Annotated in this window: 10 protein-coding genes; 5 read left to right on the top strand and 5 right to left on the bottom strand. The window is 71.6% G+C overall.

Going from position 1 to position 13,659, the window contains the following annotated elements:
• Positions 1 to 16: 16 nt before the first annotated feature.
• The gene (locus tag EOT10_RS11805) at positions 17 to 1,015 is read right to left on the bottom strand and encodes a carbohydrate ABC transporter permease (protein ID WP_127828073.1); all 999 of its coding nucleotides are present in this window, start codon (positions 1,013 to 1,015) and stop codon (positions 17 to 19) included.
• 127 nt (positions 1,016 to 1,142) lie between these two features.
• Entirely contained in the window at positions 1,143 to 2,417 is a 1,275-nt protein-coding gene (locus tag EOT10_RS11800) for an extracellular solute-binding protein (RefSeq protein ID WP_127828072.1), read from the bottom strand.
• Between the two features lie 408 nt (positions 2,418 to 2,825).
• On the opposite strand from EOT10_RS11800, the gene EOT10_RS11795 reads away from it, so the two are divergent.
• Both EOT10_RS11795 and EOT10_RS11790 read left to right on the top strand, forming a co-directional pair.
• Complete coding sequence (locus tag EOT10_RS11795) at positions 2,826 to 3,854, top strand: LacI family DNA-binding transcriptional regulator (protein ID WP_262985409.1); 1,029 nt, start codon at positions 2,826 to 2,828, stop codon at positions 3,852 to 3,854.
• A 93-nt stretch (positions 3,855 to 3,947) separates the two neighbouring features.
• Positions 3,948 to 4,856 carry a phosphatase PAP2 family protein gene (locus tag EOT10_RS11790; RefSeq protein WP_127828070.1) on the top strand — a complete coding sequence of 303 codons (909 nt, stop codon included), beginning with the start codon at positions 3,948 to 3,950 and terminating at the stop codon, positions 4,854 to 4,856.
• Here the strand turns inward: EOT10_RS11790 and EOT10_RS11785 are convergent.
• Positions 4,837 to 6,414 carry an amidohydrolase gene (locus EOT10_RS11785; protein ID WP_127828069.1) on the bottom strand — a complete coding sequence of 526 codons (1,578 nt, stop codon included), beginning with the start codon at positions 6,412 to 6,414 and terminating at the stop codon, positions 4,837 to 4,839. The two genes, EOT10_RS11790 and EOT10_RS11785, sit on opposite strands and share 20 nt — an antisense overlap.
• 55 nt (positions 6,415 to 6,469) lie before the next feature.
• Positions 6,470 to 7,954 carry an APC family permease gene (locus EOT10_RS11780; protein WP_127828068.1) on the bottom strand — a complete coding sequence of 495 codons (1,485 nt, stop codon included), beginning with the start codon at positions 7,952 to 7,954 and terminating at the stop codon, positions 6,470 to 6,472.
• A gap of 150 nt (positions 7,955 to 8,104) precedes the next feature.
• Here EOT10_RS11780 and EOT10_RS11775 point away from each other — a divergent pair, with 150 nt between their 5' ends.
• Positions 8,105 to 8,716 carry a TetR/AcrR family transcriptional regulator C-terminal domain-containing protein gene (locus EOT10_RS11775; RefSeq protein ID WP_127828067.1) on the top strand — a complete coding sequence of 204 codons (612 nt, stop codon included), beginning with the start codon at positions 8,105 to 8,107 and terminating at the stop codon, positions 8,714 to 8,716.
• A gap of 172 nt (positions 8,717 to 8,888) precedes the next feature.
• Here EOT10_RS11775 and EOT10_RS11770 read toward each other — a convergent pair whose 3' ends face one another.
• The gene (locus EOT10_RS11770; protein WP_127828066.1) at positions 8,889 to 11,882 is read right to left on the bottom strand and encodes a bifunctional [glutamine synthetase] adenylyltransferase/[glutamine synthetase]-adenylyl-L-tyrosine phosphorylase; all 2,994 of its coding nucleotides are present in this window, start codon (positions 11,880 to 11,882) and stop codon (positions 8,889 to 8,891) included.
• Positions 11,883 to 12,238: 356 nt separating this feature from the next.
• Between EOT10_RS11770 and EOT10_RS11765 the strand changes: the two genes are divergently transcribed.
• Both EOT10_RS11765 and EOT10_RS11760 read left to right on the top strand, forming a co-directional pair.
• Entirely contained in the window at positions 12,239 to 12,670 is a 432-nt protein-coding gene (locus EOT10_RS11765) for a VOC family protein (protein WP_127828065.1), read from the top strand.
• A 97-nt stretch (positions 12,671 to 12,767) separates the two neighbouring features.
• Positions 12,768 to 13,658, top strand: coding sequence for an alkaline phosphatase family protein (locus tag EOT10_RS11760; RefSeq protein WP_127828064.1), 891 nt, complete (start codon positions 12,768 to 12,770; stop codon positions 13,656 to 13,658).
• Position 13,659: the final 1 nt, after the last annotated feature.

Here is a 13,659-nt window from a genome sequence, read left to right as displayed (position 1 = left end):
GGCGGCTCCTGCGGCGTCAGGCGAGCTGCTCATTGCGGTTCAGCCAGCGGTAGTAGAAGGACGTGAAGACGGCCAGCATCGACAGGAGCAGCACGCCGTAGGCGGCGGACTGGGCGTAGTCGCGCGGCTGCTGGCCGAAGCCCAGGTAGTAGGCCCACGTGACGAGGATCTGGGCGTCGGGGGCGGTGTTGCCGAACAGCAGGAAGATGACGTTGAACTGGTTGAACGTCCAGATGACGCCGAGCAGGACGACGGTCGAGCTGACCGGCCTGAGGCCCGGCAGGGTCACGTTCCAGAAGCGCTGCCACGGGTTCGCGCCGTCCATCTCGGCGGCCTCGTACAGCACCGGGTCGATCGACTGGAGGCCGCCGAGCAGCGACACCATCATGAACGGCACGCCGCACCAGGTGTTGACGAGGACGGCGGCGGTGCGCTGGAAGAGCGGGTCCTCCAGCCACTGCGGCTGCGGCAGATGGAGCGAGCCGAGCACGGAGTTGATGACCCCGGAGTCGGAGAGCATGATCCGCCACGAGAACACGGTGACGAACGTCGGTACGGCCCACGGCAGGATGAGCAGCAGCCGGTAGAAGGTGCGCCCGCGCAGCTTCTGGTTGAGCAGCATCGCGAGGCCGAGTCCGATGACGTAGTGCAGGGCCACGCAGAGCGCCGTCCACACGATCGTCCAGACGAAGTGCGACCAGAAGCGGTCGTAGGCGGTCGGTCCCCACAGGATGTCCGCGTAGTTGCCGAGGCCGATGAACCGGTAGGTGGCGTCGATGTGGTTGACGCCGATGGTGCGGGCCGAGTTGAGGCTGTCGGCGTCGGTGAGCGTCAGGTAGAAGCCCCGCACCAGGGGGTAGAGCACGAGTACCCCGAGCACGACGACGACCGGCGCGATCATCGCGTACGCGTACCAGTGCTTCTGGTACGAGCGCCTCAGGCGCCCGAACGGGCCGGGGCGCGGTGCGCGCCCGCCGCGCGTCCTGGCGGCCGTGCTGTCGACGGCGACTGTCATGGCTTGGCACCTTCTGGGGAGTGGCTGATCGGTGCGTGCGGCTCGGCGACGCCGGTTCCGCCCGCCCCCTCGCGGGGCGGAACCGGCGGGAGGCCGTCAGGCGGGGGTCACTTGCCGAGGTCGGGGGTCACTTGCTGAAGTCGGGGACGAGCTTCGCGAACGCGGTCTGCGCGTTGCCGATGCCCTGGTCCAGGGACTCCTTGCCGCCGGCGACCTTGGGCAGCTCGGTGTCGAGCGGGGCCCACAGGGAGCTGTACTCGGGCAGTTCGGGGCGCGGCCGGGCGGCGGCGAGCACCTTCTGGTAGCCGGCGATGCCCGGGTCGGCGGTGACCTGCGTGGTGTACGCGTCGGCGCGGGTCGGCAGCGTCGAGTTCTTGAGGGCGATCTGCTCCTGCGTGCTCGCGGAGGTCATCCACTTCACGAAGGTGAGCGAGGCGTCCTGGTGGGCCTTGTCGGAGCCGGCGTAGACGGAGAGGTTGTGGCCGCCGGTGGGGGCGCCCGGCTTGCCGGTGGAGCCGGCCGGGACGGTGGCGATGCCCAGGTTCGCCTTGTCCTTGAAGGCGGAGCCCTTGTAGAAGTTGGTGATCTCCCAGGGGCCCTGGATGATCGCGGCGACCTTGCCGTTCACGAACGCGTCCTGGATGTGGGCGTACGCGTCGGCGGTGCCGTCGGCCTTGTGGAGGCCCTTGCCGTCGAAGAGGCCCTGCCAGGCGGTGAGGCCCTTCTTGGCCTCGGGCGAGCCGATGGTGATCTTCTTGGCGCCGGCGTCGACGGTGTCGGTGCCCTCGCCGTACAGGAACGGCTGGGCGTAGTAGCCCTGCGCGGAGCCCCAGTAGCCGTCGACGCCCGTCTTCGACTTGATCTTGGCGGCGTCGGCCTTGAGGTCGGACCAGGTGGCGGGCGGCTGGCCGATGCCCGCCTTCTTGAAGAGGTCCTTGTTGTATACGAGGGCCAGCGTGTCGGTGACCAGCGGCGCCCCGTAGGTCTTGCCGTCGAACTGGGCCTGCTTGATCAGGCTCGGCTGGAACTTGTCCTTGTCGGCGAGGGCGTCGGTGCCGTCGAGCGGGAGCAGGTAGCTCTTCTTGGCGAAGGCCGGTGTCCAGCCCACCTCGGCGCGCAGCACGTCGGGGGCGCCCTTGGAGCCGGCGGCGGTGTCGAACTTGTTCTGCGCCTGGTCGAAGGGGACGTTGACGTACTTGACCTTGATGTCCGGGTTCGCCTTCTCGAACCGCTTGACCAGGGCCTGGTAGGTCGGCGCCTCGTTCGTGGCGTTGGACGTGTCCCACCACGTGATGGTGACGGGGCCCGACGCCTTGTCGCCGCCGCTGTCGCTTCCGCCGCAGGCCGTCGCCGCGAGGGCGAGGGACGCCACCAGCGCGGTGGCCGCTGTGCCACGCCGCATGAGATCTCCTAGAGGGTGAAAGCCGGGAGCGGGGAGGCCGCCGGGCGACGTGAACGTAACAGCGTTGAAAGCAGCGCGAAAGACCTTGCAGAAAAAAATTGCAAGCGCCTCCAGGAGTTACCGGCCCGTGACCCACCCTCCCCGCCACCCTCCCCCGCCACCCGCCGTACATCCGGCAGTTGACCGCTCCGACCAGCCAGAGACCGCCTTGTGCAAGAATCTGCAAGCTCTTGCTACAACGGGCCCGCGAGGGGATCATCGAAACCCCATGGGCCGCGCGTGAGCCACAGGTCCGTCACACGAGGGAGCGCCATGACGCAGCAGTCCGCAGCGGGCCGTTCAACTGCCCGCACGCGGCGTCCGGTTGGAGGTGGGCAGTCCGACGCACGGGCGGTACAGTCCCATCCCGTGACCGCGCGACTGGCCGACATCGCAGCGCAGGCGGGGGTCAGCGAGGCGACGGTCAGCCGGGTGCTCAACGGCAAGCCCGGCGTGGCCGCAGGCACCCGCCAGTCCGTGCTTGCCGCGCTCGACGTCCTCGGCTACGAACGGCCCGTACGGCTGCGGCAGCGCAGCGCCGGACTGGTCGGCCTGATCACGCCGGAGCTGGAGAACCCCATATTCCCCGCGCTCGCGCAGGTCATCGGCCAGGCCCTGACCCGCCAGGGCTACACGCCGGTCCTCGCCACCCAGACCCCCGGCGGCTCCACCGAGGACGAGCTCACGGAGATGCTCGTCGACCGGGGCGTCGCCGGCATCATCTTCGTCTCCGGACTGCACGCCGACACCTCGGCGGACATGCAGCGCTACGAGCAGCTGCGCGCACAGGGCGTGCCGTTCGTCCTGGTCGACGGCTTCTCGCCGAAGGTGCAGGCACCTTTCATCTCTCCGGACGACCGGGCCGCGATGCAGCTCGCCGTCACCCACCTCGTCTCGCTGGGCCACACCCGGATCGGGCTCGCGCTCGGCCCGAAGCGGTTCGTGCCGGTCCAGCGGAAGATCGAGGGTTTCGTACGCACGATGCAGGACCTGCTCCCCCTATCCTCCGAGGAGATCGAGCGTGATCTGGTCCAGCACTCGCTCTACACGCTGGAGGGCGGTCAGGCCGCGGCCACGGCGCTCATCGACCGGGACTGCACGGCCGTCGTGTGCGCCAGCGACATGATGGCGCTCGGCGCCATCCGGGCGGCTCGGCAGCGGGGCCTCGCCGTCCCGTCCGACGTCTCGGTGGTCGGCTTCGACGACTCCCCGCTGATCGCCTTCACGGACCCGCCGCTGACCACGGTGCGCAAGCCGGTCCCGGCGATGGGCCAGGCCGCCGTCCGCACACTCCTGGAGGAGATCGGCGGAACGCCCGCCCCGCACAGCGAATTCGTCTTCATGCCCGAGCTGGTGGTCCGCGGTTCAACCGCTTCGGCTCCGGGGCCGCGCCCCTAGGGAAACGGTCGTCCACAGGGTGGAGAGTGTGCGTACAGGACCCGCCCGAGGGATGATCGGACGTGGGTGTGGTATCTGGCAGACTCTGTCTCTATGGGTGAATCGACCGTGACGACACTGGAAGGCCGGCAGGGGCCCACCACATCGCCCACGGCGGACGACCACCGCGCTGGGCGGGGACTCCTCGGCCGTATGCGCGCACCGCGACGCCCCAGGCTCTGGTTCGAGATCCTGCTGATCGCGGTGAGTTACTGGACGTACTCCCTCGTCCGCAACGCCGTTCCGGAGCAGCGGACGAAGGCACTGAGCAACGCCGACTGGATCTGGCGGATGGAGAACCATCTCTCCATCGCGGTCGAGGAGAGCGTCAACCACGCCGTGAACTCGGTGACATGGCTCATCGTCGGCATGAACTACTACTACGCGACACTGCACTTCATCGTCACGCTGAGTGTGCTGGTGTGGCTGTTCCGCCACCATCCCGGCCGTTACGCGGCGGCCCGGCTCGCGCTCTTCGCGACGACGGCGGTGGCCCTGGTCGGCTACTACCTGTACCCACTGGCCCCGCCCCGCCTGATGCACGGCCCGGCGTTCGTCGACACCGTCAAGGTCCACGAGACATGGGGCTCGATGGCCTCCGGCGACCTGAAGCACATGTCGAACCAGTACGCGGCGATGCCGTCCATGCACATCGGCTGGTCGCTGTGGTGCGGCCTCACGATCTTCGCGCTCGCCCGGGTGCCGTGGGTGCGGGTCCTCGGAATCATGTACCCGACACTGACCCTGGTCGTCATCGTCTCCACGGCGAACCACTTCTGGCTGGACGCGGTGGGCGGCATGCTCTGCCTCGCGTTCGGCTTCACGGTGGCGCGGCTCTGGTACGGGGCGCTGCCCTACTCGCTGCCGCGCCTCGTGGAAGGCAAGGCCCCCCGCAAGGGGCGGACCGGCCCGGTCGCGGAGCCCGAGCCGGTCCCGTCGGGGGTCAGGCCCCCCGGTGCGTGATGTGACCGCCGACGGTGGTCAGGCGGACCGGCGCCTCGGCCACCTCGTCGGCGGGCGCCTCGACCGGGTCGAGGCCGAACGCGGTGAGGTCGGCCCGCAGACCGGGGGCGATGCGCCCCGCGTCCTCGCCGGCGGCCAGCGCCGCGTGTGAGGTGCAGCCCTCCAGCGCCATGAGCCCCGTGAGCCCCTGCCCGTGGCTCGCGGCACCCTCCGGCACCCGGGCCATGGACAGGACGCGGCGCACGTCGTAGTGCGCGATCGGCCAGTCGGAGCCGAGCGCGAGGACGGCGCCCGCGTCGCGCAGGTCACGGATGCGCCAGGCGCGCGAGGCCCGGTCCGAGCCGAGCCGCTTCGACCACTCGTCGGCGTGGTCGCCACGGGTGTACGCGGTGTGCGGCGGCTGCATCGAGGCGGCGACGCCCAGCGCGGCGAACCGCGGGATCGTGTCGTCGGGCACCGTCTCGATGTGCTCGATCCGGTGCCTGCCCCGGCCGCTCGCGCCCAGGGCCTCGACGGTGTCCAGGACGTGCCGCACGGCCGCGTCGCCGATCGCGTGGGTGGCGGTGCCGACGCCGGCCTCGTGCAGGTAGCGCACCGCGTCCGAGTACGCCTGCGGGTCCGGCCAGAACGCGTCGGTGCCCTGGCCGTGGCAGTCCGCGTGCTCCAGCCACGCGGTGCCGCCCTCGACGGTGCCGTCCATGAAGAACTTCACCCCGCCGACCCGCCAGTGCTTCCCGGCCTCGCTCTGGAGGGCGATCAGCTCGTCCAGGCCGGCCTTGTCGACGCCCGGCATGCACCAGGGCGCGATCCGCAGGCGCAGCGGAAGGACGGCCTCCTCCTCGACCGAGGCGAGGAGCTGCGGCACGTCGGCGTGGCCGAGGTCCATGACGTGGGCGCCGGTCAGGCCCGTGGCGGCCATGTCGGACAGCAGCGCGAGGAGCCCGGCGCGGCGCTCGGCGAACGAGGGCCGCGGCATGACGGCGACCAGCAGGTCCATCGCCGCGTGCTCGACGAGGTACCCGGTCGGGCGCCCGTCCGCGTCGCACACGATCTCCGCGCGCTGGGCGAACTCGCGCGGTCCCGTGATCCCGGCGGCCGCGAGCGCGCTGCCGCTGGCGAGCGCCGAGTGCCCGTCGTAGAGGCGGACGAAGGCGGGCGCGCCGTCGAGCACGTCCTCGATCAGGGCACGGTCGACCGTGCGGCCGCCGAACGCGTTGTGGTCGAGGCCCCAGGCGACGACCCAGCCGTCGACGCGGGGCGCCGTGCGCAGGGCCGCCCGCAGCTCGTCCAGGTTCCGTACGCCGGACAGATCCGCGCCGGTCGCCATCTCCAGGCCCCACACGGGGTGGCTGTGCGAGTCGACCAGACCGGGCACGAGGGTCGCGCCGGTCAGGTCGACCCGCTCGGTGCCGGGGCCGCTCCAGTGCGCCACGAGCTCCTCGGTGTCGCCGACGGCGGCGATCAGGCCGTCCCGGACGGCCACGGCGCTCGCCTCCGGCAGGGCGGGATCGAGGGTACGGACGCGGGCGCCGGTGAGGAGGAGGTCGGCTGCGGGCATGGGGGTGAACTCCGTTCGGGGTGAGGCTGTGTTCCGTAGGGGCGGGCGGTGCTGGCTACACGGTCTCCGCCTCCGCGTCCGGTTCCGCGGCGAACCGCTCGAACACGTCCGGCTTGGTGCGCCGCAGCCGCCAGGCGAGGCCGAGCCCGAGCACGAAGACGGCGGGCGCCACGGCGATCAGGACGATGTTGACCACGGTGGTCGCCCCGGTGAACAGGTCGATGTGGGTGCAGACGAGGACGGTCGCCACGCTCAGCAGGACCGTCGCCGCGATCGGCGCGACGACCGTGCGCAGCACACCTTCCTGGTGGGTGATGCGGCGGAAGTAGAACGGCACGGCGATCGCGGCGAGCAGCTGGAGCAGCATCAGGCCGATCATGCCCGGCGTGTTCACCCACAGGAGCAGCTGCGCGTACGGGTCCGCGCCCGCGGCCCAGAAGCCGGTGACGACGACGGCGCCGACGGCGGTCTGGGCGAGCCCCGCGACGTACGGGGAGCGGTGCTTGGCGTGGACGCGGCCGAAGGACTTCGGCGCGACGCCCTCCTCGGCGAGCGCGAGGCCGTAGCGGTTGATCGCGTTGTGGAAGGCGAGGAGGGAGGCCAGGACGCTGGTCACGATGAGTATGTGCATCAGGTCGGCCGCCCAGCCGCCCACGAAGGTCGTGATCGCGGAGAAGAACAGTTCCGCCGGGTTCGTGCCCGCCGCCTTGACGACCTGGGCGTCGCCGAAGGCCTGGATGACGGTCCACACGATGAACGCGTAGAACAGGCCGAGGAACGCGACCGCGATGTACGTGGCGCGGGGCACGGTGCGGCCGGGGTCGCGGGCCTCGCGGCGGTAGATGACGGTCGACTCGAAGCCGGTGAACGCGGCGAAGGCGAAGGCCAGGACGACGGCGGTGCCGGGGACGAACACGTTGCCCGGCGCGAACGACGCGAGGGACAGGCCGTGGCCGCCGCCCTTGAGGAGCACACCGCCCGCGAGCAGCACGAGGATGCCGGTCTCGGCGCAGAGCAGGACGCCGAGGAGCTTGGCCCCGAAGTCGATGGACCGGAAGCCGCCGTACCAGATGAGCACGAGCCCGGCGAGGGACACCGGCAGCCAGGGGATGTCGATGCCGAAGAGGGCGTGCAGGGTCTCCTGCGTGGCGGTGCCGAGGAGGCCGTAGACGCCGATCTCCATGCCGTTGTAGCCGACCATGGCGAGCAGGGCGGCGCCGATGCCCACGGAGCTGCCGAGGCCGCGCGTGATGTACGCGTAGAAGGCGCCGGCGCTGCGGACGTGGCGGCTCATCGTGGTGAAGCCGACGGCGAAGACGGCGAGGGTGAGGCCGGCGAGGAGGTAGCCGACGGGGGCGCCGATGCCGCCGAGCGCGATGGCGAACGGGGCGACGCCCGCCATGACGGTGAGCGGGGCGGCGGCGGAGACGACGAAGAAGGCGATGTCGGAGGTGCCGAGGGTGCCGGTGCGCAGGGTCGGTTCAGCGGCGGGGGCAGTGCCGGTCGCGCTGTTCTGAGTCTGTGGGGAGGTCACGGGCATGGGGAGGGGAAGCCCTTCTTGCGACGGGAGGGACGAGTGTCCCGGAGGCGTCGTCCCGGGGGCCGGGAAGCGAAACCTAAAGGCTTTCGGTTTCGGCAATGTAGCCTCCGTTTGGGCATTCGGGAAGACCTCAGATTCGGAGAGCGCACGATGGGACGGCCGAGCAAGCCGCTGCTGGACAAGGAGCGGATCACCACGACCGCGCTCGAACTCGTCGACGAGAAGGGCGACTTCAGCGTCCCGCGGATCGCGAAGAAGCTCGGCGTACAGACGGGATCCGTGTATCACCATGTGGACGGCCGGGACGGGATCGTGGAGCTGCTACGTGAGCGCGTCTGCGAAGCGATCGACCCGACGCCCCTCACGTCGCCCGGGCAGCCCTGGGAGGAGGCGCTGACGGTCTGGGCCCGCTCCTACCGGGCCGCCTTCGCCGCCCATCCGAAGGCGATCCCGCTGCTCGCCACGTCGCCCGTGCGGGCGCCGCGGGTCCTCGAACAGTACGAGCTCGCGGCGGAACTCCTGCTGGATGCCGGGTTCGCCCCGGCGGACGTGATGCCCGTGATCATCGGCCTGGACAACGTCGTACTCGGCTCGGCGCTCGACCTGGCGGCGCCGGAGACGATGTGGGAACCGGCCGACGCGACGGCGACGCCGCACCTGACGCAGGCGCTGGCGGCGATGGACGCCGGCCGCCCGGACAGGGCCTTCGAACTGGCACTCACGGGACTCATCGCCCACGCGCGGGCGCTGCTTCTGGCTTGACCGGGGTATGGGTGGCCCCGCGAGGGCCGCTCACCTGCGGCGCGGTGTGCCGGCGGCGCTCGGGGAGGGCTTGGGGCGGCACGGCACCGCCGGGAAGGGCCGTGGGGGCTGAGCGCCGTCGCGGCGGGATGAAAGGGGCGGCCCCCTTTCGAACCTGCCCCCCGCGTGAGCGCTACGCCCCGTAGAAGCGTTCCTCCATGATGGCTCGGGCTCGGCGTGTGGCCCGGCGGTAGTCGTCCAGCATGTCGCCGACGTGGCCGGGGTCGTAGCCCAGGTAGCGGCCCACCGCCGCGAGCTCACGGCCGTCGGACGGGAACGTGTCGCCCGGGCGGCCGCGCACCAGCATGACCGCGCCGCGCACGCGGGACGCCATGACCCACGCCTCGTCCAGGATCGCCGCCTCCTCCGCCGGGATCAGCTCCGCCGCGCACGCCGCGGCCAGCGCCTCCCGGGTGCGGGTCGTGCGCAGCCCCGGCTCCGCCCACCCTTGCTGGAGCTGCATGAGCTGCACGGTCCACTCGACGTCGGAAAGCCCGCCGCGGCCCAGCTTGGTGTGCAGCGTCGGGTCGGCGCCGCGCGGCAGCCGCTCCGACTCCATGCGCGCCTTGAGCCGCCGGATCTCGCGCACGGCGTCCTCGCCGAGGCCCTCCGCGGGGTAGCGGAGCGGGTCGATCAGGTCGATGAAGGCGCGGCCCAGATCCAGGTCGCCCGCGACGGGTTCGGCCCGCAGGAGCGCCTGCGACTCCCACACCAGGGACCACCGGCGGTAGTACGCCTCGTAGGACTTGAGGCTCCGCACGAGCGGCCCCGACTTCCCCTCCGGACGCAGGTCCGCGTCGATGAGGAGCGGCGGGTCCGCGCTCGGCAGGGCGAGCAGCCGCTGCATCTCGGAGACGACGCGGTGCGCGGCCTTGGCGGCCTGGTGGTCGTCGACACCCTCGCGCGGCTCGTGGACGAACAGCACGTCGGCGTCGGAGCCGTAGCCCAGCTCGTGGCCGCCGAAGCGCCCCATGGCGATGATCGCGAACCGGGTGGGCAGTTCGTCGCCCCACCCCTCGCGCACGACGGCGCGCAGCGTCCCGGCGAGCGTCGCGGCCGTGAGGTCGGAGACGGCCCCGCCGACCCGGTCCACCAGGGCGCCCTGGTCGGCCTCGGCGGGCGTGTCCTCGGTGCCGTAGGAGGCGATGATGTCGGCGGCCGACGTACGGAACAGTTCCCGCCGCCGTACGCCACGGGCCGCCGCGACGGCCTGTTCGGCGCCGTCGGCGCGGCCCACCGCGGCGAGCACCTCCTGCTCCAACTGGGCGTGCCCGCGCGGTTCGAGGCCCCGCTGGTCACCGAGGAGGGCGACGGCTTCGGGCGCGCGCATCAGCAGGTCGGGGGCGAGCCGGCCCGCCGACAGGACACGGGCCAGGTTCTCCGCCGCCGCGCCCTCGTCCCGCAGCAGCCGCAGGTACCAGGGCGTCTTGCCGAGCGCGTCCGACACCTTGCGGAAGTTGAGCAGCCCGGCGTCCGGGTCGGCGGAGTCGGCGAACCAGCCGAGCAGCACCGGCAGGAGCGTCCGCTGGATCGCCGCCTTGCGGGACACGCCGGAGGCCAGCGCCTCCAGGTGGCGCAGCGCCGCGCTCGGGTCGGCGTACCCGAGGGCCACGAGCCGTTCGCGCGCGGCGCCCGTGCTCAACCGCGTCTCGCCGGGCGCGAGTTGGGCCACGGCGTCGAGCAGCGGCCGGTAGAAGAGCTTCTCGTGCAGGCGGCGCACGACCGAGGTGTGGCGGCGCCAGGCCCGGTGGAGTTCGGTGATCGGCTCGGTGCGCATGCCCATGGAGCGCCCGGTGCGCCGCAGGTCCGCGTCGTCCTCGGGGACGAGGTGCGTGCGCCGCAGCCGGTAGAGCTGGATGCGGTGTTCGAGGGTGCGCAGGAACCGGTAGGCGTCGTCGAGCTGGACGGCGTCGACCCGCCCGACGTACCCGCCGTCGGCGAGCGCGGCAAGCGCGTCGAGGGTGGTGCCGCTGCGCAGCGACAGGTCGGCCCTGCCGTGCACCAACTGCAGGAGCTGCACGGCGAATTCGACGTCGCGCAGGCCGCCGGGCCCCAGCTTCAGCTCGCGGTCGAGCTCGCCGGCGGGGATGTTCTCGACGACGCGCTTGCGCATCTTCTGCACGTCGGGCACGAAGTTCTCGCGCTCGGCGGCCTGCCAGACGAGCGGCGCGAGCGTACGGACGTACTCCTCGCCGAGCGGGAGGTCGCCGGCGACGGGGCGCGCCTTGAGCAGGGCCTGGAACTCCCAGGTCTTGGCCCACCGCTGGTAGTAGGCGAGGTGGGAGGACAGGGTGCGCACGAGGGGGCCGTTGCGGCCCTCGGGCCGGAGGTTGGCGTCGACGGGCCAGATGGTCCCCTCGATCGTCGTCTCGGAGCAGATCCGCATCATGTGCGAGGCGAGCCGGGTCGCGGCCTGCAGCGCCTTGCCCTCGTCGGCGCCGTCGGCGGCCTCGCCGACGAAGATGACGTCCACGTCGGAGACGTAGTTGAGTTCGTGGCCGCCGCACTTGCCCATCGCGATGACCGCGAGCCGGCACAGCGCGGCGTCCGCGGGCGCGTCCGTCTGCGCGATGGCGAGGGCCGCGCGCAGGGTGGCGGTGGCCAGGTCGGCGAGTTCGGCGGCCGTCTGCGCTATGTCGGTGGTGCCGCAGACATCGCGCGCGGCGATCGACAGGAGGCAGCGCCGGTACGAGACCCGCAGCGAGACCGGGTCGGCGGCGTCCGCGAGGCCCCGCTCGAACTCCTCGACACCGGGGTGCAGGTCGGACGGCTCGTACGTGACGAGGGCCTGCCAGTCCAGCGGGTGCCGGGCCAGATGGTCGGCGAGCGCCTCGGACGCGCCGAGGACCCCGAGGAGCCGGTCGCGCAGCGGCTTGGCCGTGAGGAGCGTGTCGAGGAGTTCGCGGCGCTCGGGGTCACCGTCCTGCGCCTCGACGAGCCGCACGAGCCCGTGGAGGGCCAGATCCGGGTCGGCGGTGGCGCCCAGGGCGTCGAGGAGCAGCGGGTCGGAGCGCACGGCCGACAGGTCGGGCGTGTCCAGGAGCCGCTCGGCGGCGGAGGGATCCGTGAAACCGTGCCGCAGCAGCCGTGTGAACGTACTGCTCCTGCGCCCTTGCGGCACCGACATCGCAGGTCCTCCTGTTCGATCACACACTCGTCCTGAGCCTAGGGCCTGTCCGGCGGATCAGGCCGGTTTCAGGTTGCCGGAAACAATCTGTGCAGGCGAGCGGGGTCTGTTGCGTGCGGCTGCAAGGCGGAGGAGGGCGACAAGGGCGACAACGCGATGGGGGTCCCCCCGCGCGAGCGCAGCCGAGCGTGGGGGAGTTGGCAACCGACGACCCCGCGACCCCGGCATGATCCGCCGGACAGGCCCTGAGGCTTCGCCGATGACTTCCGCCCGCGTGCGGGGTCTCTCCTTCGACGAGAGCATCAGAAGAGCGGGGGCGCACGCCACCCGCTCCGCGCAGCTGGATGGGAGCACCCATGGAATGGACCCTCGAAGTGGTCGTCGTGCCCGTCACGGACGTGGACCGGGCGAAGGACTTCTACGTGAAACAGGTCGGGTTCGGGGTCGACGTGGACCAGGTGGTCGCGGAGGGCATCCGCGTCGTGCAGCTGACGCCGCCGGGCTCGCGCTGTTCGATCTCCCTGCTGCAGGGCATGCCGGGCGCGCCGGGGCAGGCGCCGATGGCACCGGGATCCCTCACCGGGCTCCAGCTGTGCGTGACGGACATCGCCGCGGCGCGCGCGGAGCTGGTGGAGCGGGGCGTGGACGTGAGTCCGGTGCAGCACGCGGGGGCCACGGGCTGGGAGGAGGGGGCGGGGGACGTGTGGAACTCGTTCATGTTCTTCACCGACCCGGACGGCAACGGCTGGACCGTGCAGCAGGCGCCGGCTCCCCTCGCCGAACGCTGAGGTTCACTGCCCCTTCACATGGGCGTGAGACAAGGGCATCTTGGCGTGTGCATGCTCTACCCGCACCGCCGCCGTCTCCCCCCACCGGAGGTCTCACGTGCTCGGCAGATCATCACTGTTCCGCAGCGGCCGCGCCGCAGCGCTCGCGTCCGCCTTCGCCCTGACCGCCACGGCGGTCGCGCTCTGGTCCGGAGTCGGCGGCTCGTCCGCGCAGGCCGCGGCCGGCGTCCCGACCCCGGACCACACCGTCGTCGTGGTCTTCGAGAACCACGCCTACGACCAGGTGATCGGCTCCTCCAGCGCCCCGTACATCAACAGCCTCAAGACGAACGGCGCCAACCTCACCGCGTCCTACGCGCTCACCCACCCGAGCCAGCCGAACTACTTCGCGCTGTTCTCCGGCTCGACCCAGGGCATCACGGACGACAGCTGCTACACGCCCGGCTTCTCCTCGCAGCCCAGCCTGGCCTCCGAGCTGATCGCCGCGGGCAAGACCTGGGGCAGCTACAACGAGGGCCTCCCGAGCCAGGGTTCGACCACCTGCTCGTCCGGAAAGTACGCCCGCAAGCACAACCCGTGGTTCGGTTTCAGCAACGTCCCGACCTCCACGGCGAAGACGTTCGCCCAGTTCCCCACGGACTACTCGACGCTCCCCCAGGTCTCCTTCGTGGTCCCCGACCTGTGCAGCGACATGCACGACTGCTCGGTGTCGACCGGTGACACCTGGCTCAAGAACAACCTCTCCGCCTACGCGACCTGGGCGAAGACGCACAACAGCCTCCTCGTCGTCACCTTCGACGAGGACAACCGCCTCGCCGGCAACAAGATCCCGACGGTCCTCTACGGCCAGCAGGTGACCCCCGGCGCCACCTCGGCGACCACCTACAACCACTACGACGTCCTGCGCACCCTGGAGGACATGCACGGCCTCCCGCACGCGGGCAACGCGGCGTCCGGCAAGGACATCACGGGCATCTGGGCTCCGTGAC

The organism is Streptomyces antnestii (assembly GCF_004005495.1).
Taxonomy (GTDB): Bacteria; Actinomycetota; Actinomycetes; order Streptomycetales; family Streptomycetaceae; genus Streptomyces; species Streptomyces antnestii.
This window is presented reverse-complemented; position numbering and strand designations above follow the sequence as displayed.

What these genes read in the sequence shown, in the direction of transcription:
- EOT10_RS11800 (WP_127828072.1), bottom strand. Translation starts at nt 2,417, where the DNA reads ATGCGGCGTGGCACAGCGGCCACCGCGCTGGTGGCGTCCCTCGCCCTC.
- EOT10_RS11775 (WP_127828067.1), top strand. Translation starts at nt 8,105, where the DNA reads ATGGGACGGCCGAGCAAGCCGCTGCTGGACAAGGAGCGGATCACCACG.
- EOT10_RS11780 (WP_127828068.1), bottom strand. Translation starts at nt 7,954, where the DNA reads ATGCCCGTGACCTCCCCACAGACTCAGAACAGCGCGACCGGCACTGCC.
- EOT10_RS11785 (WP_127828069.1), bottom strand. Translation starts at nt 6,414, where the DNA reads ATGCCCGCAGCCGACCTCCTCCTCACCGGCGCCCGCGTCCGTACCCTC.
- EOT10_RS11770 (WP_127828066.1), bottom strand. Translation starts at nt 11,882, where the DNA reads ATGTCGGTGCCGCAAGGGCGCAGGAGCAGTACGTTCACACGGCTGCTG.
- EOT10_RS11805 (WP_127828073.1), bottom strand. Translation starts at nt 1,015, where the DNA reads ATGACAGTCGCCGTCGACAGCACGGCCGCCAGGACGCGCGGCGGGCGC.
- EOT10_RS11790 (WP_127828070.1), top strand. Translation starts at nt 3,948, where the DNA reads ATGGGTGAATCGACCGTGACGACACTGGAAGGCCGGCAGGGGCCCACC.
- EOT10_RS11765 (WP_127828065.1), top strand. Translation starts at nt 12,239, where the DNA reads ATGGAATGGACCCTCGAAGTGGTCGTCGTGCCCGTCACGGACGTGGAC.